This is a genomic window from Paenibacillus sp. EC2-1 (assembly GCF_049311625.1).
Lineage (GTDB): Bacteria > Bacillota > Bacilli > Paenibacillales > Paenibacillaceae > Paenibacillus_AQ.
The window spans coordinates 3,634,413-3,656,110 of record NZ_CP186006.1 but is presented as its reverse complement, the minus strand read 5'-3'; the positions used below and the strand labels follow the sequence as shown (position 1 = coordinate 3,656,110).

The following is a 21,698-nucleotide window of genomic DNA, read 5'->3' as shown; positions in this document are numbered from 1 at the left end:
TAATCAAGGGATGGTGGATACACCCATTAACATAGCTGAAGCGGTTTACCGATGAGTCTGGAGAAATTATACCTTATTATTATTATTCGGAAATGAAAGTTAGCTAATAGAAAAGGAACGGTGAACGATTTGTAATTCTGAAAGTGAGGTGGATATGCTTGGAGGTCTTTATTGTAATTATTGTGCTTGCTGGTCTGTTTGGGATTATTGGCAATCAGTACTCTGGATTGAGGAGAATGGAGCATTTGCAGAAGACGCTTGACGAGATAAATACAGGCATTAAAACGATGAACGAATACCAAAAGAATCAACCCTAAATGAAATAGTACACTTTTAAAATGCATAAGATGTAATCAAACCTTGGGAGAATACCTGAGGTTTTTTTGTGGAAACAGGAGTCAATACATTCCATATAAAGGTAATATGATTAATAAAATAAGAATAAATGTTCTTAAATAGGTCTTTAGAAGGTAGGGCACCCGTAGGAGATTAGGTATGATTTAGTGTAGTGAATCATTTAATAAATCGTAGACGATCAGTCAGTTAATAGGAGGGTATGAGTTTGATTGAAATTACAGAGACATGGATAGATTCTGTTGCACCGAATAGTGCGGCAATTAAGAATGGTCAGGGCCTTGTGAAAAAAGGACGGTTTCTGCAGCTGAATCATTCAGAGGATAACATCGTGTTGTTTGGGACCTGTGCCGGCAGTGGTAGTTCTAATTATCAGCCGTCTGCTGATTTTGCTATACCGGAAAAGCCGGTCATGCGTTGTTCATGTCCAAGCAGGCAGTTTCCATGCAAGCATGTCTTGGGTCTATTATACGCCTATGCTGAGGGTGCTTCCTTCACACCAGCTGGTATTCCGGATGATCTGGCCGCGAAGCGAGAGAAGGCAGAGAAACGAGAAGAACGAAAACTTAAAGAATCCGCAGAAGGATCATCACCTAAGCCGAAGAAAGTGAATAAGTCCGCGCTTAAGAAGAAGATCATATCCCAACTCGAAGGACTCGACGTACTTGAGAAACTAATTCACTCGCTTATACGGAGCGGACTAGGTACGATCGATACCAAGGATCTAAAGCTCATCCAAGACCATGTGAAACAGATGGGGAATCACTACTTATCAGGCGCTCAGTTCGAGCTTCGCCGATTATTGAAGCTTTTGCAAGCTTCTGGGGATCTCGATCAAGAGACTTCTTATACATATGCAGTAGAACAGCTTGCTGTTATGAACGCTTTTATTAAAAAGGGACGGCAGTATTTATCTGCAAAGTTGGAAGATCCAGAAATGCAGCCTGATCATGAATCTACGATAGAAGAGTGGTTAGGGCATGCCTGGCAATTAACCGAGCTTCAGGGCTTTGGATTGATTAGCGAGCAGGTGGAATTGATCCAGCTTTCATTTCATAGTTATACGGATGATGCACGACAGGAATATGTAGATGTTGGTTACTGGATTCAGAGGGATAGCGGAGAGATTCATCGTACGATTCAGTACCGCCCTTTTAAAGCCGCAAAGCTGATGCGTGAGGATGATAGCTTCTTCGACGTAGCACAAGTTCCTGTGTTGTACCGATATCCAGGAGATATGAACCGGAGAGTGCGGTTTGAGGAAGTGCTAACAAGACCCGTAACGGGTTCGGATATGAAGTGGATCCAAGCGTATGGAGCCAGATCGTACCCAGAATCTATTAAAAAGGTGAAGAATCAACTGAAGAACCCACTAAGCGATTCCAATCCAATCTTGTTACTTCATGTTTCGAGTATCAGTCAGAATGCGGAAGGACGATATGCCATCACGGATGAGTCTGGTCAGGCGATTGGATTAGGAGATGTGCTGTTAACGCCTACCGTCTCTATGCTTCGATATCTTAAGTTGGAGCAGCTGAACGAGGTCTCTATATTAGTAATGTTTGAACATTGTATCAAGTCAGGACGTCTACTGGCTCAACCACTTTCGATCGTAACGGATAAGGAAATCATTAGATTGTTATATTAGAGTCGCTAAAGAAAGGGGAACAACCATGAGTACGGCATTACTCCAAGAACTTAAAGATGAAGTTAGGCGTTTATATATTGCTGGAAGTGACTTGACTGTTGGTGATTTTCGATTAAAAAAGTTACTACCGAAATTCGAGCAACTCGGTGAACGAGCTCCGATATTCAAACGTTTAGGGGAAGGAATCATAGCAGTCATAGAACCGGAAATCGGGACTGAGGTGCATTCTGCACAGCGTCTACAAGAATTAAACCAGCTATTAAGCTCGGTATTGTACACACAAGGAATAACCAGTCCGGAAGGAGAGCAACTCTCCTTGAATAACGTCCCTTTGTCTCTGTCTTCACATTTATCTTATCGTAAGCTTTCCGCTGTTCAGGTTGCGCTAACAACAAAAGGCGGAGGACGCTATGAGATTATCGAAGAAGCATTTAAAGAAGGATTGTTCCATGACCTTCGTATGGTACACCTTGCTATGGGGGCGCTGAATGACTCCTATGTAGAAATCGCTGAGTTTGCTGCGGATCATATTTTGCCAGCGTACGGTTCTCAGATTATTCCACTACTTGTAGAGAACTTTGATCCGGCAGGGGGAAAGGCAGAATCCCTCAAGCTGAAGGTTATCGCAAAGACAGGCGGAGATGAAGTGCTTGATTTAATCTATCAGGCTGCCATGACGGGATCGGATCAGGTGAGAACGACTGCAATCAGGCTGCTAGCCCCTCATAAAGCATATGAAGCTGAGCTAATTGAATGGAGCCGGAGCAAGAAGAGAGTGATCCGAGAAGCCGCTTATGATGCACTTGCTGAGAATGGGTCTGATTCTGCAGTGGAGAGATTATATGAAGCTTCTCTTGGAAAAGACAGAGAAACAGTAAACTCTGCGCTTTACAAATGCCAATCCACCCAGTTAACAGAACGGCTTACTCGCGATTTATCCGCAGAGCTTTCTGCTCTTCCAGATGTACAGAAGGATAAAGAAAAGGTAGAGGATATCTGGTCTAGTGTGAGACTGAAACTCCGGGCATTGTCTGACAAGCAAAGTACGGAACTAGAGGCTTTATATCGGAATGTGCTGGAACGATACCCGATGTATATGAAGATGTTAGAGTCTTATTATTTAGTTCATGAAGCTGTTATTTATTTGAGTCGAATAGAGGCTGAGGATGTAAGGGAACTTCTGCGTCAATATGCAGAGTATGATCTAGTTCATTACAAGGATAGCGGTCCCTATGTAGAGGATGTATTCCGTAACGCCCGATCATTTTTGTCTCCTGAACGTGTGTACGAGGAGTATGTGGACATTTTGCTTAAAGGTTATGTAGTGTCGCCGCAGAGTAATGCGGGCAGAGAACGAAAAAGATTATTGGATACCATCACAGATCTCGTCATCGATCGTAAATACAAAAACTACGATGAGGTAACTCTTTTCGCTGACAAAGGAAGATATACGTACTACGTGGAGATGCTGCCACAAGAGCAGATAGAGCTAAGCTTTGATCGGCGCTGGCTTGATCATTTTATTGAGCAGGATGAATATACGCTCGTTAGCGCGTTTGCACGGCCTGGTCATCAAGCAACCGAGACGTATTTGTTAGCCAAGCTCAAGAAGTCTCCAGAGTTTCGCAACCGATTTGCGAATCTGTTTATCATGGGCTTAGTTCGAGTTGGTATTCAGGAGGATGCACTTCATGAAGCGTTGATGGTCGCTTTGGAGGATGAGCGTAATACGGAGTGCTATGAAATTGAGCCCTTTGTTTTTCAACAGCTTATTCAGCTGCCCTCAAGCTATTATGACCGTGTTAAGGCGGTGTTACCTAAATATATGGCCCTTGCTGAAGAACAGCTTCATTACGTAATGCGGAAGATGAGAGAAGAATAACAAGACCAATTCAAGGAGTGATAGAAATGAAAGCAGATCAAGAGCAATTGCAGGATATTATGCGTCAGCCAGCGGAAGTGTTATTCCGTGATGAACTGGAGGCACTTCGCAAAGCAGACACAGGTAAAATTCCAGCAGGGTGGCAGATGTCTCCGCAATCCGTGCTTACGTTTATCGTAGGGGGGAAAGCTGGGAAGGTTGATATTACCCCGAAATATATCGGGAACAAACGGCTTATTGAAATGGCTATCGCTACACTTGTAACCGATCGAGCGCTGCTACTGATTGGTGAGCCTGGAACAGCCAAGTCATGGTTATCGGAAAATCTGACAGCAGCAATCTATGGCAACTCTGGACTGGTCGTACAAGGAACAGCAGGCACAAGTGAAGAGCATGTGCGGTACTCATGGAACTATGCCATGTTACTAGCTCAGGGACCTACACCGGAGGCGCTTGTTCAAAGTCCGATTATGCGGGCGATGGAGACGGGCGGGATTGCACGGTTTGAAGAGATTTCACGGTGCGCATCAGAGGTTCAGGATGCACTTATTTCGATTTTGTCTGAAAAGACCATATCCGTGCCAGAGCTGGGCAAGGAAATGAATGCACGGAAGGGCTTCTCTATTATTGCCACAGCCAATACGAGAGATCGGGGAGTTAATGAAATGTCGACGGCGCTGAAGCGGCGTTTTAATATTATTGTCCTCCCAGCTCCAGCGGATCTAAATACAGAAGTTGAAATTGTGAAGAAACGTGTATCTGAAATAGCAGCTTCATACGATTTACAGGCAACTGTACCTGCGGAGGAAGCTTTACTTAAGGTTGTGACGATCTTCCGAGAGCTACGCAGTGGCATGACTCTCGATAAGAAGGAAAAGGTGAAGTCACCAGCTGGTGTCATTTCGACGGCTGAGGCGATTTCCCTCTTAACGAACAGCATGGCGCTTGCAGCAAGCTTCGGCAACGGTGAGCTGACGGATGAAGACTTAGCGGCTGGACTTCAGGGGGCCATTGTGAAAGACGATGATAAGGATCGACTGGTGTGGAAGGAATATCTGGATAATGTGATGAAGAAGCGCGGGGCCTCGTGGCGTAGTCTATACAATGCATGCAAGGAGATAAACCAGTGAACGCAGCTGGCGTACATATTTTTGGAGTTCGGCATTTGTCCCCTGCTGGAGCAAAGCATTTATTGGACTTTTTGGACCAAATCCAGCCCTCAGCCGTGCTTATTGAAGGGCCGTCAGATGCGAATTCTGAGATTATCCATCTGACGAATCTCACGACGAAGCCTCCTGTCGCGATATTAGGATTCACAGAGGATTTACCCGTTAGGACGGTGCTGTGGCCATTTGCAGTGTATTCACCGGAGTATCAGGCCATGAAATGGGCACAGAAGAAGGGTGTTTATGCCGCATTTATCGATCTTCCTTCATCCGTGGCCGTATGCATGCAAGATCTTCAAGGGTTGGATTTAGATATTATTCCCGAACCGGAGCAGGAAGATAGAGCGCTTGATGATGGATTTAACTTTGAGATCGGCACAGAGAGCAGTCATTCGATCTATGAAGATATCGCCGAGCTAGCTGGAGAATATGATTACGATATGTACTGGGAGCGTAATTATGAACATAATCTAAATCCCGGTGCCTATCAAGATGCGATACTCGCCTACTCTAGTCACATACGTGAGTTGTCGGAAGAGAAGGAACGTCTTGAGGATACAGCTCAATATGCTTATAACGCAGTTAGAGAAGCTTACATGCGCAGGCAGATTGTAGAGGCCATTGAATCCGGGCATAAACCAGAACAAATTGTGGTCATCTGTGGAGCTTATCATGCTTCAGCGCTTACTGATCTGTCTGACTATATGAGTGATCAGGAATTAAAGAGTCTACCATCTCGTGGAACAAAGCTCACACTTATGCCTTATTCCTATTACAAGCTGTCATCTCTATCAGGGTATGGAGCGGGGAATAATGCCCCCCAATATTTTGAGATGATGTGGGACCTTATGTTACGAGGAAGGTTAGCGGAGCTGCCGCATCGCTATTTATCTATCGTAGCGGCCTCTATGAGGAAGAAAGGCACGCATCGTTCTACAGCTGAAGTTATAGAAGCCGTTAGACTTGCAGAGTCTCTAGCAGCCCTGCATGGTGGCAGTGCTCCAACACTGCGTGATCTACGTGACGCAGCTCAGACTTTACTTGGACGTGGGGAGTTTTCCACGGTTGCAGAAGAGCTTGCCAAGACTGATATCGGTACCGCCATCGGTGAGCTGGCTGAAGGGGTGAGTCAGACTCCGATCCAAGATGACTTGAATCGTCAACTCAAGCGATTGAAGCTGGATAAGTACAAATCGGTTGTGGCAAATGACTTAGTACTGGATCTGCGCGAGAACAGGAGAGTATCGTCGGAAGAATCCGCCTATCTCGATTTGAACCGTTCTTTGTTATTGCATCGACTGAAGCTGCTAGGCATTCATTTTGCAAGTGAAAGACCGAGTGGGCAGGATCAGGCTTCGTGGGCAGAGCATTGGATCGTGAAGTGGACACCAGAAGTTGAGATTCAGATTGTGGAATCGACTTTACTGGGTGAGACCATAGAAGTCGCTGCGGCCTATGTGCTGCAGCAGAAACTTTCAGAATGTGCTTCTATCGCAGAGGCTTCTGCACTGATTCGTACGGCTTATGAGTGCGGTATGATTCATCAGATGGAAGAGGGTCGTCAAACACTGCAGAAGCTCGCCGTTGATAGCAAAGATGTTGTTCAGATTGCTGCTGCGACAAGGGATTTGTCTGTTTTGATCCGATTTGGAGGGATTAGACGGATGGATACCGAGCCGTTAGTTCCACTCTTGCAGCAACTGTTTATGCGGGCATGTCTCTTCTTACTTGATGCGAGTCAATGTAGTGATGAGGTTTCAGGAGCTACATCATCTGTCAGAGCGGGATGACCTTAATCCTCGGCTATCGGGTTATGCCTGTGCTCTATTAATGGAGCGAAATGCAATATCACCGCAGCAGACAGCAGAAGAAGTATCCCGAAGATTGTCTCCTGGTATCCCGGCTGATCTAGGAGCAGGATGGTTCGAGGGCTTATCGATGCGTAACCGTTATGCACTGCTCTCACGATTAAGCCTATGGGAGCAGCTTAATGATTATATTCAATCTTTGGAAGACGATGAATTTATGCGTGCGCTTGTATTTCTACGTCGTGCGTTCAGCACATTTTCTCCAAAAGAGAAAACGATGATCGCTGAGCTGCTGGGTGAATTATGGGGTGTGAATGCGGAACAGGTTGCCGAGATATTGACGGGTGACTTGAAGGAGGAAGAAGAGAAGATGATCGACGATTTGAATGATTTTGATTTTGAGGACTTTTAAAGATGAGTACAATGATAGATCCACATATGATGACAAGGTGGCGGCTAATACTCGGAGAGTCAGCTGAAGCGCAGTTAGCAGGCTATACCCCTGAAGGCAGTGTTCAACTGTCCGAGGAAGAGTTAATCATAGACCGGGCTTTGGCAGCCATTTATGATAACACAGATGGTAGTATGGAAGCTGGAGGCGCCGCTTCAGGGGCGAAGGGTGCAGGGCAAGGTAAGTCCGCGCCGCGGCTTGCACAGTGGTTAGGCGATGTGCGTACATTTTTTCCGGAGGATGTTGTTTCTGTTATTCAGAATGATGCGATGGAGCGGAAGGGCTGGAAGCAGCTCTTGTTCGAACCAGAGGTGCTGGCAACGGTGAAGCCAGACATTCAATTAGTAGGTACGCTTATGTCGCTGAAAGGCAAAATTCCGGAGAAGACGAAGGATACCGCCCGAATGCTGGTGAAAGCAGTCGTAGATGAATTGGTTGAGCGTCTGCATGAAGACATACGCCGGGCAGTAACGGGAGCTCTGAATCGGAGACAGCACACACCACTTCCTTCATTAAGCGGGATCGATTGGAAGCGGACGATTCAGCGTAATTTGAAAAATTATGATTCGGGAAGTAAACAGATTATCCCGGAGAAATTTTATTATTTTGACCGGGCAAAGCGTAGTAAAGAGTGGACTGTTATTGTGGATATTGATCAAAGTGGGTCGATGGCGGAATCGGTCATCTGGGCATCCGTCATTGGATCAATCTTTGCGAGCATTCCATCTCTAGATACTCGAGTTGTCGTATTTGACACCGAAGTCGTGGATTTAACCGAGCAATGCGCGAATGATCCCGTGGATATGCTGTTCGGTATTCAACTCGGAGGCGGGACAGATATTCATAAATCGGTTAAGTATTGCGAGCAGTTTATCGAGGAACCGAAGAAGACCTTATTTATTATCATTTCGGATTTATATGAGGGTGGCAATCAATCGGGACTGATTCGGCGTATGCGTGAAATGCGGGAATCAGGAGTCAAGACGATGTGCTTGCTTGCACTGTCAGATGAAGGAATGCCCTTCTATGATGAGCAGGTTGCGAAGTCTTTATCGAGAGATGGAACACCATGTTTTGCTTGTACGCCAGCCTTACTTCCGCAACTAGTGGAGGGGGCGCTTAAAGGACAGGACCTTGCTGAATTGGCGAAACGGATTGGGACGAAAGGGATCTAAGATGGAGCCTAATTATAAAGGAGGTGTCGCATGAGTTCAGTAATTTTAAAACCAATCACGGATGAGAACAGAGAAGAGTGTATTCAGTTAAAGCCGAAGGTATCTCAGGAGAAATATGTAGCTTCTAATGCAGACTCTTTAAAGAAAGCCGAAAAAGAGCCATCTTCCAGACCCTATGGTATATATGCTGAGGATGTCATGGTTGGTTTTGCTTTATTTGATGAAGAGCCATATCCTGACGACGGTTATTTCTGGATCTGCCGATTTATGATTGACGAGAGATATCAGTGTAGAGGGTATGGTTCAGCTGCTCTTGATGAAATTCTTCAACATATGAAGAATTTTACGGCATGTACCAAAATTCGAATATCTCATGTACCTGAAAATACAGTGGTGAATCAACTGTATAAACGGTTTGGATTTGTGGAGACCGGCGAAGTAATTCATGGTGAAATCGTACTAGATCTCATGGTTTAAACGGAGCAATACTTGATTAAGGCTGCGCAGGATTGTTAATCCATGATGCGCAGTCTTTTGTTTTTCGTTAAAATCAGAGACCTGAGGGCTACTGACGCAGTGGTACTTCTTTGCTATATTGTTGTTATTGCTAACTTAATGAAGGTGGGATATTCGTGAAAGATACATCAGGGAGGCAGGCTTCACTTCTCATTCGGTTTTTTGTTCCGTATGCGTTGATTCTCTTATGCTCATTATTTGTTGGTTGGTTCGCGTATCACAAGACATCTGAGCTGGTTGAAAGCGAAACCATGAAGAGTAGCTCGGCCGTATTAGGGCAAATACGGGAAGCGTTAGACCGGCGTCTTGCTGAAATCGAAACCATCGCTAGACAGATGTCCAGTGAACCAAAGCTGCAGTCTTTTCAATTCGAAAAAGATCCATTTAGAGGTAAAAATCCATATACGTTATGGGATTTGGAGAAGAGCCTGTTCGATTATCGTATGTTTAATCATTTTATTGTGGATTACTATGTGGCTTTTAAGAACAATGGAATGTTTATCTCCCCACGCAAAATTTATACCATGGAACAGTTTTACGATCTACAGCTTCATTATGATGATCTTACCTTGGAAGAGTGGAGAAGTAATCTGTTTGATACTTATCATTATAAAACTTATATGCCTGGTACTTCGGTCGAGTACGAGGGAAAGCCATATTCTGTTGTTAGCTTTATGCAGTCCTTCGGAGTAAAGGGTAGCGGAGGTGTTATTACAGTTCTCATTAACAATCAGCAAATCCAAGAGATGCTTCGAAATATCGACTCCGAACAGGGAGGATTCGCATACATTGCTGATCAGAAAGGGAACTTAATTAGTCATATTGGACTTGATGAAGAATCGATAGATTTGAAAGCGCTTCCTACAAAAGGAGACTTCTCCCAGTTAACGTGGAAGGGTAAGGAGATGCTAGTGACCGAAACGACATCTGCCTATAACGGATGGACCTATGTTTCGGCTCAGCCCAAAGCGGTTGTACTTGAAAAAGCGTATTATATTAAACAGCTTACGTTCACTGTATTTTTACTTGCGCTCATTCTTGGTCTTGCTGTAGCTGCATATTTTGCTTATCGGAGCAGTCGACCTATGCTGAAGCTGTTGCAGATACTGCCGGTGAACAAGGTAGAGGATAAGCCATTGGTGATCCGAAACACGGTTGAATACATAAGGAACTCGGTATCTGAGTTAATTGAAAATCACGATGCTTTGAAGGGACGGCTCGAAGAACAGCTCCCTCAGATGAGGAACGTTTTTGTAGATCGACTCTTTGAGGGTGGATATACATCAATGCGTGACGTTGAAGCTGCAATGGAGCATTCGCGTCTAGAGTTAAAAGGGCTACAGTATACTGTCGTTATTCTACGCCTTCGTGGATATCATGCTCCGTATAATGAAGAAATACTGACGGAGATGGACATCGTTAAGTTAAGAATTCGTGATCGGATCGAAGAGTCTTCAGCGCAAGGTGTTCTTGTGCACGACTTGGGAGAGAATCTGCTTGCTTTATTGCTATATGGTGAAGAAGATGAGACTGATGAATTTGTAGCAAAAACGGGCATTCAACTCCAAGAGATGCATGAAGTTCTAACTTTAGAAACAGGGGCTGGACTCTATATGGCTGTTGGTGGTTGCCAGACTCGCTTAACGGAGTTATATCGCTCATTCGGAGAAGCTAAATTTGTACTTCAACATGCTAGATGGAGTGAGAATAAACCAATACTTTACCATTCTGATGTGGAGCTAACTGCACCCAGTTATTTCTACCCTTCCGATGTGGAGTTACGGCTTGTTCAGCTTGTGAAATCGGGAAATCAAACGGAAACAAGGGAACTTCTTCAACAGATCCTGAAGGAGAATGGGGAGGAAAGGCAGCTAACTTTAGTGGTTGAAAGGCTACTTGCTCATGAATTATGCGGAACGTTATTAAAGTCCTGTGAACAGACAGCAGGAGCCGATACAACAGACGAGGTGGAGACAGTGCTCCGAGCTGCTGATTCCAAGATCTCTCCTGCTGAGGCTATCGAAATGTTATGCGGCTCATTCTTGAGTTTATGCCGCAAGAATGAGGAACGCAAGAGAAGTCATAATGATGACTTAACAAATCGTCTGATTCGATATATTGATGATCATTTCGCAGAAAGTGATTTATGTCTGACCGTATTAGCGCGTGAGGCAAGAACTTCTGAAGCATATGTATCCTATTTTTTTAAGGAACAAACAGGGCTGAACTTTTCGGATTATTTAGAGGATATTCGTATGCGTGAGGCCAAGCGTCTATTGTTAATGAGTGGACAGCCGGTGAGCGAGATCGCAGCTACTGTGGGATACTTATCACTTAATACATTTAGCCGCGCTTTCAAGCGTGCCAACGGAATCAGTGCTACGGAATATAGGCGTAACCATGCGGCTGGATAAGCTGTTTTCTAAAGAATAGTTAAATATTTAAATGCTGAATAATGCAATTCTAAAAAACGGAATAATGCCTAAAACGAGTAGATTTACGGGATCATGAGGCCCATCTATACTTCAAATCACCGGACCGGTTCATATGACAAAGTAGGATTGGAGTGATAGGCGCTGAATGGTTGGAAAGGTATCAAGAAAAGCTGGCAGTTGTATGCATTGTTCTCATTGCCGCTGTTGTACATCATCATTTTTAAGTATGTGCCTATGTACGGAGCGCAAATCGCTTTTAAAGATTTTAATGTAACAAAAGGAATTGGTGGAAGTGACTGGGTAGGCCTTAAGCATTTTGAGCGCTTCTTCCATTCACATGAATTCTGGAGGCTCTTACGCAATACACTTTCCATTAGTTTTTACACATTGATTGCGAGCTTTCCGTTCCCAATTATGCTTGCGCTAGGACTTAATTATGTTCGAAACCAACGTTTTAAAAATATGGTTCAGATGGTGACATATGCTCCGTATTTTATCTCTCTTGTCGTTCTTGTGGGTCTGCTCCTTCAGTTTCTGGATCCGAGAACAGGTCTGATCAATACCATTCTAGGCGGAATTGGCCTCGGACCGTTTCACTTTATGGCGGAAGCTTCATGGTTCCAGTCCATTTATGTCTGGTCGCACGTGTGGCAGAACGTAGGCTTCTCTTGCATCATATTTTTGGCAACGCTTGCAGGGATCGATCCTGCTCTGCATGAAGCAGCTGTCATTGACGGGGCTTCAAAGGTGCAGCGGATGCGTCATATTGACCTTCCTGGCATTATGCCCATTGCGGTTATACTGCTTATCCTGAATACAGGGCAGATGATGGAAACAGGTTTTGAGAAAATCCTGCTCATGCAAAACTCGCTCAATTTACGATCATCTGAAGTAATTGATACCTACGTATACAAGGTGGGTCTAGTCTCACAGGCCATGAACTTCTCGTATGCGACAGCAATTGGACTATTTAAAGCAGTTATTGGCTTTATTTTGCTACTTATTGTTAACCAAACAGCCAAACGACTTAAACAGGAAAGCTTATGGTAGGGGGTGGCGAAGACAGATGCATTCGAAGACTATAAAGGAATCCGGCTCTGATCGCCTGTTTACGATCTTTAATTATGTCATGCTGTCCATTGTACTCATCATTGTTCTGTATCCTCTCATTTATGTTGTAAGCGCTTCATTCAGTTCAAGTAGTGCGGTACTATCAGGCCGAGTGTGGCTGTGGCCGGTTGAACCTACGCTGGAAGGTTACAAAGCCGTATTCAAGAACACGATGGTCACCAAAGGCTTTATGAACACCGTCTTTTATACCGTAGCGGGAACAGCTATTAACCTGATTTTTACGGTTATGGCAGCCTATCCGCTCTCCCGTAAAGACTTTAAGGGTCGTAATTTTTTTATGCTATTGTTCGTGTTCACGATGTTGTTTAATGGAGGACTAATTCCGACGTATCTTATCGTGAAGGATCTTCACATGATCGATACCGTATGGGCTATGTTAATTCCGGCGGCACTTTCCGTATGGAATGTCATCATTATGCGTACCTATTTTCAGACGACGATTCCAAACGAACTGCTAGAAGCATCTCAGCTGGATGGATGTACTGATTTCCGATTCTTGAAGAGCATTGTATTACCCCTGTCCGGCCCAATCCTAGCAGTTATTGCGCTGTTTTACGCGGTGGGACATTGGAATCAATATTTTAACGCGATGATTTATTTGAAACAGGCGGATTTGTATCCGCTGCAGTTGGTGCTTAGAGATATTTTGGTGCAGAACGAAGTGAATATTGAGATGCTTGGCGATGCCAAGACTGCAGCTGCACGTCAGGGATTAAGAGAATTGCTTAAGTATGCACTCATTGTAGTTACATCTGTTCCTCTTTTGATTGTGTATCCATTTCTTCAGAAGTTTTTCGTAAAAGGTGTCATGATCGGTTCGATCAAAGGCTAATTATCCATTTGAAAATGTGGGAGGGTCATTATGAAGAAGAGAATGAAGGTAGCATTTAGTGCATTTACAGCACTCAGCATTTTGCTAGCGGGTTGTGCAAGCGGTTCCGATAAAGCGGAGGAGAAAGGAAAGGATAATACCGCTTCTCCTGTACAGTTGTCAGAGCCAGGAACATATCCTCTTGTAACCGAGAAAGAAACTTTAAAGATTATGGTTAGAGGAAATCCGCTCGTTGAGAACTTTGCAACCAATGAGTTTACGAAATGGTACGAAGAAAAGACCAATGTTCATATTGAATGGGAAGTTGTACCGGAACAAAGTATGCAGGAGAAGCTGAATCTTGTTCTAGCAAGTGAGGACTATCCAGATGTCATCATGGGACTTAATATTACTCCTTCACAACAAATGATTTACGGTACACAAGGTGCATTCCTTCCGCTTAATGATCTGATTGAGAAGCAGGGCCCACAGACCAAGAAGTTGTTTGAGGATTATCCTGACATTAAATCAACCATTACAGCACTTGATGGAAACATATATGCTCTCCCGGAAATCAATGATTGCTATCACTGTTCCATGAGTCAGAAGATGTGGATTTATGAGCCGTGGCTTAAGAAGTTGAATCTTGAAATGCCAACAACAACGGATGAGTTTTATAATGTACTAAAGGCATTTAAAAAACAGGATCCAAACGGCAATGGGAAGAATGATGAGATTCCGCTGTCTATTTCTCAGAAATCTTGGAGATCTTCCATTGATGCATTTCTGATGAATTCATTTGTCTATAACCCGATTTACGGATCAAGTTATAAACATATGTATGTGAAAGATGGGAAGATTGACGTTGCTTACAATAAGCCAGAGTGGAAGGAAGGTCTTCGTTATCTGAATAAATTGTATTCAGAAGGGCTTATTTCTCCGGAATCGTTCACACAAGACGATAATCAATTGATCCAGATTGGCGAAAATCCGGATACCGTATTATTGGGCGCTTCCACGGGTGGACATCAAGGCGTGTTCACACAACTGATGGGTGAAAGTGGACGCTGGAGCGAGTATAAAGCAGTACCTCCATTAAAAGGACCAAATGGTGTTCAATATGCACCTACGGATACGACGGCTTTAACACCGGGTTCTTTTGTAATTACAAAAAAGGCTAAAAATCCAGAACTCGCTATGCGCTGGGCAGATGGTTTGTATGAAAGAGAGCATACGCTTCGCAGTGTGTACGGCCGACCGAATGAAGAATGGCGTGATGCAAAAGAAGGCGAGATCGGAATTAATGGTAAACCAGCTGTCTGGTTTGAACTTAAGTCCTTCGGTACAGTACAGAACGTAAACTGGGCACAGACAGGTCCAGCGATGCGTACGAATGAGTTTCGTCTGAGTTCTGTAGCAAATGGTGACGATGATTTAGAGGTATTCCTATACAAAGAGACGAAGAATAAGTATGAGCCTTATGCGCCAAAGGATGTTTCTACCGTACCACCACTGTTCCTGACGAATGAACAATCGTCTGAGGTTGCGGATCTAGCTAAGACTGTCAATGATTACGTGGATGAGATGATCGCTCGCTTTGTTATTGGTGACGCAGATCTAGATAGTGAGTGGGATGGATATGTACAACAACTAGACGCGATGAATCTCTCACGTTTCTTAGAGATTTATCAAACGGCTTACGATGCGAAGAGCAAATAATGTTATAAGGAGGGATGACAAAAATGCATCCAAGATTTGACCGAGCCAAGTTGCTCATGAATAATCGATTCGGCCTTTTTATTCACTGGGGATTGTATGCGATTCCAGCAAGAGGAGAATGGGTTCGGAGCATTGAGCGAATTTCGAACGAACAGTATCAGCCATTCTTTGATGAATTTAATCCATCGCGATATGATCCGCGCAGCTGGGCGAAAGCCGCGAAGGCTGCGGGTCAGAAATACGCAGTACTCACAACCAAGCATCATGATGGCTTCTGTCTTTTTGATAGTAAGCTGACAGAATACAAGGTGACCAACACGCCGGCGGGTAGAGATTTGATTCGGGAATATGTGGATGCATTTCGTGAAGAAGGCATATCTGTTGGATTTTATTACTCCATTATTGACTGGTATCATGATGACTATCCAGCATACAATGACCGCATTCACCCGATGCGTGGTGTTGAATCCTTTAAGGATAAAGAGCAGGATTTTAACCGTTACCTGGACTATATGCATGGTCAAGTGAAAGAACTCCTTACGAATTATGGTAAGATCGATATCATTTGGTTCGACTTCTCTTATGATGATATGACGGGAGAGAAGTGGCGGGCAACGGAGCTAATTGAGACCATTCGTTCCTTGCAGCCAGATATAGTCATTGATAATCGTCTAGGCGGTAACATTATGGCTGCTGAGCCGGAAGTTTACGCTGGCGATTTCTACTCACCAGAGCAGATTATTCCGCCGCGTGGCATTGTGAACGAAGTTGGAGAGCCAGTGCCTTGGGAAGCGTGTATTACGCTGAATAATAACTGGGGCTATCATGCTCAAGATAAAGCTTATAAGACTCCACGCCAGGTTGTACGTGCACTCGTAGAGTGTGTCAGTAAGAACGGAAACCTGCTGCTGAATGTAGGGCCGGATGCGGAAGGGGAAATACCTTCGGAATCGCTTGAGATTTTGTCGACGGTCGGAGAGTGGATGCGCCGCAATGGAGACAGTATCTATGGATGTGGAATCGCAGAGCTGGATAAACCGGAATGGGGACGTTATACACAGCGTGGAAATAAGCTGTATGCTCACGTCTTTGATCGTGGTATTGGACCGATCTATTTCCAAGGATTAAAAGGAAGAATTAAGAAAGCAAGACTGCTTGCTGATGGAAGTGAACTCAAGGTCGAAACGCCGTGGATGGCAGAGAATTATTCTGATGTTGGAAGCGGAGCTTTTATCAATCTGTCCGGTGGAGGACTTCCAGATGAGCTGGACACTGTAATTGAACTTGAATTATTTGAACAAAAATAGGTAGGGGGCAGAGAATAACGATGAGAGTTGGAGTCAGCACATATAGCCTCTTGAATGCAATTAAATCAGGAGAAATGACCGTACTGGATGTTATTGATTGGATCGCTGAGAATGGCGGGGAACATATGGAGATTGTTCCTTATGGATTTACATTAGAGGATCAGCCAGAACTTGCAGATGCTGTCCGTGAACACGCCGCGAAGGCAGGGATTACGTTATCTAATTATTCGATGCCTGCGAACTTTGTGCAAGAGGATGAAGAGGCTTTCGAAGCAGAGATGGCGCGTGTCAAAAGGCATGTAGACACGGTGTACCGACTTGGCATGAAGCATATGCGTCATGATGTCACAGCGTTTACGCTTCCACCAGAGAAGCACGGTATCGATTACTTGGAGAACAATCTGGATCAGATTGTTGAAGGATGTCGTATCATCGCTGATTATGCTGCACAGTATGGTATTACAACAACAATTGAAAACCATGGAGTTAGTGTTCAGGCAAGTGATCGGGTACAGAGAGTACTCCACGCTGTCAATCGTCCTAACTTTAAGACGACACTGGATATCGGTAACTTCTTGTGTGTCGATGAACAGCCGCTCGTAGGTGTCGCACGCAACCTACCATATGCTTCACTCGTACACGTTAAAGACTTCTATATCCGTCCATTTGATCAAGATCCAGGTGGCGGCGATTGGTTCCGTTCCTCCCATGGTAACTACTTACGGGGCTCGATCTTTGGTCAAGGGGATATCGATGTACGCCGGGTTCTGCGCTTAATTAAGGAATCTGGTTATGATGGAGATATTACACTAGAATTTGAAGGTATGGAAGAATGTCGTGAAGCAACACGTATTGGTCTTGAGAACTTGAGACGAATTTGGGATGAAATTTAACTCGCTGTAATGGAGCAATCATAATCGTCTTTTAGGTAGAGCTGAGCTGTCCTTGCGTAGATTTTTCTACGTAGGGACAGCTCTTTTTCTACTTTCGTAAAATGGTTTACTGAATCACTTTCCATACATCTGCTCCAGCTGCTCCTGGAGTTTCGCCTTGTGTCCACCATTTCGCTTCATAATTCACTCCGTTGTGTGTTACTTTGTTGCCAGCTACGTATACGGAAGAGGCACTCCAAGCTGGGTAAGTAGTCGGTGCGTTTGGTGTTGTTACATTGATGACATTACTAGCCGATGAGATATTTCCAGCTGCATCTACAGCCTTCACAGTAAAGGAGTAAGCCATATTTGGCGTAAGTCCTGTGACAAGATATTCCGTGGCTGTTCCTGGTACAGTCGTAACTAAAGTTGTTCCTTTAAATACTTGGTAACCTGTTACGCCCACATTATCTGTCGATGCATTCCACATCAGTGGCACTGTTGTGGATGTGGAGGATCCCATGACGTGTAAAGATGTCGGTGCTGAAGGAGCTTGCGTATCAGGTCCGGTTACAGCCAGTGTCGTGAAAGATACGGTATTGCTTGCGGGTGAGAGGTTTCCTGCAGCATCGACAGCTTTAACCGTAATATTGTAAGCCGTATTTGGTGTGAGTCCAGTCAGATTGTAATTCAAAGCTGGCGTGGAACCTATTTGAGTCGAACCGTTAAACAGACGATAGCTTGTTACTCCCACATTATCAGTAGCTGCGTTCCAGGTAATATTTGCACTCGTTGTTGATACGTTAGAAGCTGCTGCACTTGTAGGAGCTGTAGGAGCTGTTGTATCTGAATTACCACTTCCAGTGAAATTAACATCAATCACATTGTAGAAAGCATTTCCTGTATCTGAGATTTCCCATACAGCGAGGATAACTTGGTATCCTGTTCTGTTCGGAACATTGCAAGTATCAGAATAAGTGTTAGAAGGTTGACCTTTATAAGGCACGTTACAGAAAGGAGTCAGATCGAATGAAGAACGAGTCAGTGGTGCATTTGGATCCCAATCTTGTTTAGTAATGTAATACTTCCAGCTTGCAGTTGCATGAGGAACTTTTAATTTCCAATCGAAGGTTGTTGGGCCGGGGGAGATATTTACTTTTGTCCAGCGTGTTGCTGATTGTTGATCCAGTGGAGCGAACAATCCGTTAGCACTTGCTATTTTGCCGTCAGCAGGTCCAGCTGCTGGGAAGCCTTTAGCTGCTTCAAGACTGTATGGTTCATAAATAATAAGTCCACAATTCGTGTTAATTCCTTTTGCACAAAGATCTGCACGACTGGATGGATTACTTACATATCCATGGGCTGATGCCTTTGATTCGAATAGGAATAGTGCCATGATCGCTAGCGTCAACAATAACCCGCCAGTCATCATTTTTTTTAATAGTCTTTGATTTGGTAATTGTAATGTTGACATTAAAAAAAGCCTCCTTTTTGGTTGGTGGAATATGTACAAATCAGCATTTCATATTCCGAAATGTAATCGCTATCAAGCTTGTATTTCACCTCCTTTCAGGGGTCATCATTTGGTGTGTGAATTCGGTAGTAGTGGTAGTGGAATGGTGTAATGGTTGGGTGGTTTAGAGTGAGATCAGGTTATACGTGGAATGAGAATGAACTCGAAATTTGAGATATAAATGTATTTGGAAGGTAAGTTGAACACGAAATTTAATTAATGGAAAACTTTAACAACAATATATATTAGACTTCCACACTCTGCAATGGTAAATCGGGACTATGTCAAAAGTACCATAAGGTTATTCGACTCATAATCCTCATGTATAATTAAGTGAGTTTAAGGGGTACGTTGTAAACTACTTCAAACGATGGAAAGATGGTCGGGCGAGCAGTGTCACGAATTTATTTTAGTATGGCCGAGCGATTGGAGGAGCGAGAATGGGAGAGGAATTAATTATTTCTGAAATGAATGACTTGGATAACTCAGTGCTAGAGGAACTTTCCAATGTATTGATTCGGATTGTCGAAGATGGAGCTTCCGTTGGTTTTCTAGCACCTGTAGGATTTGAACGGGCTAAAGCGTATTGGACAAGTGTAATCGAGCCAGGTGTAATCTTGTTTATAGCTAGAATATCAGGTGAACTTGCTGGCACGGTTCAATTGCATCTAGCGACGAAGCCGAATGCATCTCATCGAGCTGAGATTGCGAAGCTGATGGTACATCCAAGATACCGAAATAGAGGTGTAGCAAGGGGCCTTATGCAACAGGCAGAGAAAAAGGCTGCTGCTGAAGCAAGAACACTACTTGTGTTAGATACACGTGCAGGTGATGTATCTAATCAACTATATCAGTCAATGGGTTACGTGGAAGCGGGGCGCATTCCTCATTTTGCCCAATCGTCTAACGGGCTTCTGGAGGATACGGTCATCTATTATAAAGAGTTTAGTGAAGGTTATTAAATCTTGAATCATCTGTCTAAAGTACTAAATTACCCCAATAATACGTTTATTTATGAAAAAAGAGGGTATAGGTGATTACTATAGACAGGAGGCGATGAAATGAAAAAAAGATCATTTTCAACAAAACAAATGGCAGGAGCTTTTGTAGCAGGTGCATTGTTGTTTTCCGGGATTTCTTATGCAGCTGCTAATGCGAATGAAGCAAAGAATGTCGTTTCAGGTACTGCTGCAAAAATCATGTTCTTTCTGAATGGTGAAGAGCATTCCAATAAAGACGGTAAATATGTGAATCATGGAACGGCTGTACCAGCATCCATTATTCATCAGGGTACAACTTATGTTCCCGTCCGTATGATCGCAGATCAGCTGGACAAGTCGTTGTTCTGGGACGAGACTACACGCTCAGTCTCAATAGGAAAGCCATCGGTTAAGCTATTGAATGCATCGGGTGAAGCTTTGGGGTTAGCAACTTTTGAAGAGGTCGAAGATGGTGTGCGAGTGAAAATATCTGCGTCAGGCTTGACCCCTGGTAAACATGGTTTCCATGTGCATGAGAATGCGATTGAATCCTTAGACTTCAAGTCAGCAGGTGGTCACTTCAATCCTACGGATAAGCACCACGGACTTGAAAATCCGCAAGGTAGCCATGTCGGGGATATGCCGAATTTAATGGTTAAAGAAGATGGCACAGTTGAGGCCGAAGTCACGATTCAGCATGCAACGTTAGAGAAAGATAAACCGAACTCGATTCTGGGACGTTCACTCATTATCCATGCCGGTGAAGATGATAATAAATCCGATCCAGCAGGAAATTCAGGTGACCGTATCATGGGTGGGAACATTCCGAAGTAGTAATTAGCAAATGTTGATTGTGTAGAAAAGTATCTCCAAAAGGAGGTGCTTTTTTTATGCGTTATATATTCAGCTATTCAACTATTTAGTTTCCATTTTATAGGATATAATGAATCGAATTAACATCTTGTTTTTCAGCACTAACGCGCGGATAGGCGAGATAATCAACAAGTGCATTTATAATAAAGGAGGGGCTTATGGCTGAAGTAACGGTATACCACTTTGATGCATTCTCAGATACACCTAATCAAGGCAACCCAGCAGGTGTTGTGCTGAGTGCTGACCATCTAGAACATGACGATATGCAGCATATCGCTAAGCAGGTAGGTTTTAATGAAACGGTATTTGTATTGAAATCGGACAAGGCCGATATAAGGTTGAAGTATTTCACACCTGGACATGAAATAAACTTATGTGGACATGCCACAGTAGCCTCATTATACTGTTTGAAGACACAAGGGTACTGGGGAAATCGAGAGACGATAGAAATTGAAACCAATATAGGAATACTGCCAATCGTTTTTAAGACGGAGAATGATCATCTCACAATTACGATGAGACAGCACAGTCCTGAGTTTTTACCTTTTGAAGGAGATATGAAGCAACTAGCAGCTTCCATAGGTTTGACAGAAGATTGTATTGATAAGACGATGCCCATTGTATATGGAAGCACAGGGACTTGGACTTTATTAATGCCGATCAAGCAGCTTGAATCCTTCAAACATATGCGTCCAGATAATAAACAATTTCCGAGCATATTAGCAGAGAATCCCAGAGCATCTATCCATCCTTTTTGCTTTGAGGTCTATAATAAAGAGTGCTTTATGCATGCAAGACATTTCTCATCACCATATTCAGGCACAATAGAGGATCCCGTAACAGGTACAGCTTCAGGTGTAATGGGTGCGTACTTCTTGACCTACGTGGATCAGGAACGAAGTGAATTTCAATGTGTGGTTGAACAAGGACAAGAAATAGGTAGAGATGGAAGAGTATATGTTCATGCTGTAAGGCATCAGGGGATGGATGTTTATATATCAGGAACAGCGGTTAAGGTCACTGAGTTTCAAGTGAGATATGGAAAAGAGTAACGTTA

The 21,698-nt window shown here is 43.8% G+C and carries 16 protein-coding genes and 1 pseudogene; 16 read left to right on the top strand and 1 reads right to left on the bottom strand.

The features are described from left to right. Positions 1–158 precede the first annotated feature (158 nt). From ACK8P5_RS17120 to ACK8P5_RS17060, 13 genes and pseudogenes are all read left to right on the top strand, one after another. On the top strand, positions 159–317 hold the full coding sequence (locus tag ACK8P5_RS17120) for a hypothetical protein (RefSeq protein WP_422657471.1): 159 nt from the start codon (positions 159–161) through the stop codon (positions 315–317). A gap of 245 nt (positions 318–562) precedes the next feature. Further along, positions 563–2,002, top strand: a complete 1,440-nt coding sequence (locus tag ACK8P5_RS17115; protein WP_422657470.1) for an SWIM zinc finger family protein — start codon at positions 563–565, stop codon at positions 2,000–2,002. A gap of 25 nt (positions 2,003–2,027) precedes the next feature. After that, positions 2,028–3,884 carry a HEAT repeat domain-containing protein gene (locus ACK8P5_RS17110; protein ID WP_422657469.1) on the top strand — a complete coding sequence of 619 codons (1,857 nt, stop codon included), beginning with the start codon at positions 2,028–2,030 and terminating at the stop codon, positions 3,882–3,884. Between the two features lie 26 nt (positions 3,885–3,910). After that, complete coding sequence (locus ACK8P5_RS17105; protein WP_422657468.1) at positions 3,911–5,014, top strand: AAA family ATPase; 1,104 nt, start codon at positions 3,911–3,913, stop codon at positions 5,012–5,014. After that, a pseudogene (locus ACK8P5_RS17100) lies at positions 4,993–7,270 on the top strand (DUF5682 family protein). The gene ACK8P5_RS17105 and the pseudogene ACK8P5_RS17100 overlap by 22 nt, the downstream one beginning before the upstream one ends. A 2-nt stretch (positions 7,271–7,272) precedes the next feature. Then, the gene (locus ACK8P5_RS17095) at positions 7,273–8,484 is read left to right on the top strand and encodes a VWA domain-containing protein (RefSeq protein ID WP_422657467.1); all 1,212 of its coding nucleotides are present in this window, start codon (positions 7,273–7,275) and stop codon (positions 8,482–8,484) included. 30 nt (positions 8,485–8,514) lie between these two features. Beyond that, positions 8,515–8,961, top strand: coding sequence for a GNAT family N-acetyltransferase (locus ACK8P5_RS17090; RefSeq protein ID WP_422657466.1), 447 nt, complete (start codon positions 8,515–8,517; stop codon positions 8,959–8,961). A gap of 155 nt (positions 8,962–9,116) precedes the next feature. Then, positions 9,117–11,414: a helix-turn-helix domain-containing protein gene (locus ACK8P5_RS17085; RefSeq protein ID WP_422657465.1), complete on the top strand. Its 2,298-nt coding sequence runs from the start codon at positions 9,117–9,119 to the stop codon at positions 11,412–11,414. 198 nt (positions 11,415–11,612) lie between these two features. After that, on the top strand, positions 11,613–12,485 hold the full coding sequence (locus tag ACK8P5_RS17080; RefSeq protein ID WP_422657464.1) for an ABC transporter permease: 873 nt from the start codon (positions 11,613–11,615) through the stop codon (positions 12,483–12,485). A gap of 16 nt (positions 12,486–12,501) precedes the next feature. After that, positions 12,502–13,398 carry a carbohydrate ABC transporter permease gene (locus tag ACK8P5_RS17075; RefSeq protein ID WP_422657463.1) on the top strand — a complete coding sequence of 299 codons (897 nt, stop codon included), beginning with the start codon at positions 12,502–12,504 and terminating at the stop codon, positions 13,396–13,398. 30 nt (positions 13,399–13,428) lie between these two features. Further along, positions 13,429–15,096, top strand: coding sequence for an ABC transporter substrate-binding protein (locus ACK8P5_RS17070; RefSeq protein WP_422657462.1), 1,668 nt, complete (start codon positions 13,429–13,431; stop codon positions 15,094–15,096). A 23-nt stretch (positions 15,097–15,119) separates the two neighbouring features. Beyond that, the gene (locus ACK8P5_RS17065; RefSeq protein ID WP_422657460.1) at positions 15,120–16,403 is read left to right on the top strand and encodes an alpha-L-fucosidase; all 1,284 of its coding nucleotides are present in this window, start codon (positions 15,120–15,122) and stop codon (positions 16,401–16,403) included. 20 nt (positions 16,404–16,423) lie between these two features. After that, entirely contained in the window at positions 16,424–17,296 is an 873-nt protein-coding gene (locus tag ACK8P5_RS17060; protein ID WP_422657459.1) for a sugar phosphate isomerase/epimerase family protein, read from the top strand. Positions 17,297–17,402: 106 nt separating this feature from the next. Here ACK8P5_RS17060 and ACK8P5_RS17055 read toward each other — a convergent pair whose 3' ends face one another. Further along, positions 17,403–18,749 (bottom strand): lytic polysaccharide monooxygenase, encoded by a 1,347-nt coding sequence (locus ACK8P5_RS17055; RefSeq protein ID WP_422657458.1) that lies wholly within the window; start codon positions 18,747–18,749, stop codon positions 17,403–17,405. A gap of 479 nt (positions 18,750–19,228) precedes the next feature. On the opposite strand from ACK8P5_RS17055, the gene ACK8P5_RS17050 reads away from it, so the two are divergent. From ACK8P5_RS17050 to ACK8P5_RS17040, 3 genes are all read left to right on the top strand, one after another. Next, positions 19,229–19,750, top strand: a complete 522-nt coding sequence (locus tag ACK8P5_RS17050; RefSeq protein ID WP_422657457.1) for a GNAT family N-acetyltransferase — start codon at positions 19,229–19,231, stop codon at positions 19,748–19,750. A gap of 99 nt (positions 19,751–19,849) precedes the next feature. Continuing rightward, on the top strand, positions 19,850–20,602 hold the full coding sequence (locus ACK8P5_RS17045; protein WP_422657456.1) for a superoxide dismutase family protein: 753 nt from the start codon (positions 19,850–19,852) through the stop codon (positions 20,600–20,602). Positions 20,603–20,799: 197 nt separating this feature from the next. Next, the gene (locus tag ACK8P5_RS17040) at positions 20,800–21,693 is read left to right on the top strand and encodes a PhzF family phenazine biosynthesis isomerase (protein WP_422657455.1); all 894 of its coding nucleotides are present in this window, start codon (positions 20,800–20,802) and stop codon (positions 21,691–21,693) included. The last annotated feature ends 5 nt before the right edge of the window (positions 21,694–21,698 follow it).

What these genes read in the sequence shown, in the direction of transcription:
- ACK8P5_RS17050 (WP_422657457.1), top strand. Translation starts at nt 19,229, where the DNA reads ATGGGAGAGGAATTAATTATTTCTGAAATGAATGACTTGGATAACTCA.
- ACK8P5_RS17110 (WP_422657469.1), top strand. Translation starts at nt 2,028, where the DNA reads ATGAGTACGGCATTACTCCAAGAACTTAAAGATGAAGTTAGGCGTTTA.
- ACK8P5_RS17065 (WP_422657460.1), top strand. Translation starts at nt 15,120, where the DNA reads ATGCATCCAAGATTTGACCGAGCCAAGTTGCTCATGAATAATCGATTC.
- ACK8P5_RS17090 (WP_422657466.1), top strand. Translation starts at nt 8,515, where the DNA reads ATGAGTTCAGTAATTTTAAAACCAATCACGGATGAGAACAGAGAAGAG.
- ACK8P5_RS17060 (WP_422657459.1), top strand. Translation starts at nt 16,424, where the DNA reads ATGAGAGTTGGAGTCAGCACATATAGCCTCTTGAATGCAATTAAATCA.
- ACK8P5_RS17105 (WP_422657468.1), top strand. Translation starts at nt 3,911, where the DNA reads ATGAAAGCAGATCAAGAGCAATTGCAGGATATTATGCGTCAGCCAGCG.
- ACK8P5_RS17045 (WP_422657456.1), top strand. Translation starts at nt 19,850, where the DNA reads ATGAAAAAAAGATCATTTTCAACAAAACAAATGGCAGGAGCTTTTGTA.
- ACK8P5_RS17095 (WP_422657467.1), top strand. Translation starts at nt 7,273, where the DNA reads ATGAGTACAATGATAGATCCACATATGATGACAAGGTGGCGGCTAATA.
- ACK8P5_RS17075 (WP_422657463.1), top strand. Translation starts at nt 12,502, where the DNA reads ATGCATTCGAAGACTATAAAGGAATCCGGCTCTGATCGCCTGTTTACG.
- ACK8P5_RS17055 (WP_422657458.1), bottom strand. Translation starts at nt 18,749, where the DNA reads ATGTCAACATTACAATTACCAAATCAAAGACTATTAAAAAAAATGATG.
- ACK8P5_RS17070 (WP_422657462.1), top strand. Translation starts at nt 13,429, where the DNA reads ATGAAGAAGAGAATGAAGGTAGCATTTAGTGCATTTACAGCACTCAGC.
- ACK8P5_RS17040 (WP_422657455.1), top strand. Translation starts at nt 20,800, where the DNA reads ATGGCTGAAGTAACGGTATACCACTTTGATGCATTCTCAGATACACCT.